This is a genomic window from Thalassospira sp. GB04J01 (genome assembly GCF_000751115.1).
Taxonomy (GTDB): Bacteria; Pseudomonadota; Alphaproteobacteria; order Rhodospirillales; family Thalassospiraceae; genus Thalassospira; species Thalassospira lucentensis.
On sequence record NZ_CCDX020000025.1, the window covers coordinates 1 to 1,556 of the forward strand.

Here is a 1,556-nt window from a genome sequence, read left to right on the forward strand (position 1 = left end):
GCAATCCGCCAAGACGGCGCAGCAGATTGCCACGAACATAGACAAAATAGATCAGAAGCGGGATCAGTATTGCGGCTGCACCAACCCCATACATCACGACTGATCTTTGCTGTGTTAGTGTGTTTGCCGTATCTGCCGACGTATTGACATCGTTTTGCAGGCTGTCGACAATCTCCGATACAACACCTTCCATCGCGGCGGCAAACTCGGCACTTTCTTCGACGATATCAAGTTGCTCATAGGCAAGTTTAAGCTCCTTGGAGCGAAGAGAAGGGATGCTTCTGCGCCCCATTGCAAGCTTCTTGATGTCACCGATCAGGCCTTCATAGAACTTTTTGAGTTTGGCATTCTCAAGCTCTTTGACGGTGTTGCCGACAACGCCGACCGCACCACGTACCTGAACGCCCATGATCCGAAGTTGCATCCGGTCATCAGACGATGCTGCTGAAAGGACGGTGTTGGTGATTTCAGCTCCGCTGTTGGAAAGAGCAAGGATCGGTGCCCTAGCAGCCATCAGCTCGTCAAGTTCGAACAACAGACCTTTGGTCGATGCTTCCTGTGCTGCGGTTAAGGAAGGCCCGCTTTGACGGAGTTCCTGAACCTGCGCCGTGACACCGGTAATTTGGGTCTGCGAAGCCGAAAGGATTGGCTGAATCATTGAGTTGAAGCGACCGGAAACCTGTTGAAACTGGCTTAGCGAGTTTGAAAGCTCGTCGGCAACTTCAAACCGCTCAATCGTGGTTTCATGAAGTTCGGTAAGCGCTTCAGCAAGGCTTTGTGCATTACTTTCAACAAGTGCCAGCGTTTCTTCCGGAAGCCCGGCTTGTCGTAACTCGCCCAAATTGTCGTTAAGTTTAGCTAGAAGTGTATCGACTTCGGCTTTGACGGCTTGCTCTTCTTCAAGCTTGGAAGCTGCAAGGAAACGTGGCGCAGATGCGACGATTTTAGCACTGCTAGAGGCCAATTGCTGGGCTGCAAACATTGGGGGTAATTGCTCATGGGCAATTTTACCTAACTGTTTGCCAAATTGTGTAAAGGAGAAAACAGACGTAGCGGCTGCAAGGACTGCAATGAACCCGACCAGCAAGAAGGCTCCCGCCAACTTCCCGCGAACGCCAAATCCTGATTTTTTGTTGTTTTTTGACAAAGAAGGCTTAACGCCGCGCCTGATGTTTAAAGCCATATCTTATCTACCTCTTAGACCTAAGAGCCGAGCACCGACACCTCATCGTGCCGACGCTGTTATATGCGCCGTCCGGACGTCGTTTCCCGCTCAAGCCAATCCAATCCAAGAAGATACCCGCCTGTCGCCGTGAAACAGTTCAGATGGGAATGAGTATGGGGCTTGCATTATTGTTCTTGTGATCAGACATACCACAGCATCTATAGGACGATCATGAATTTTCCAGCTGTAGTGTGCGCCGGTATAGTCTGTTTGCGCCTTTTGGCCGGGAAATATGCGGCATGTCGAACGCACAGGTAAATTACATCTGAGGTTGGCGAAAGTCACAAAAAAGGCCCGCCGGATGGCGGGCCTTTTCGTCAGGATCACAAAG

1 pseudogene is annotated in these 1,556 nt (G+C 50.7%); it reads right to left on the reverse strand.

The features are described 5' to 3' along the window. Positions 1–982: pseudogene (locus AMM48_RS21890) on the reverse strand (methyl-accepting chemotaxis protein); the annotation flags it as partial. Between the last annotated feature and the right edge of the window lie 574 nt (positions 983–1,556).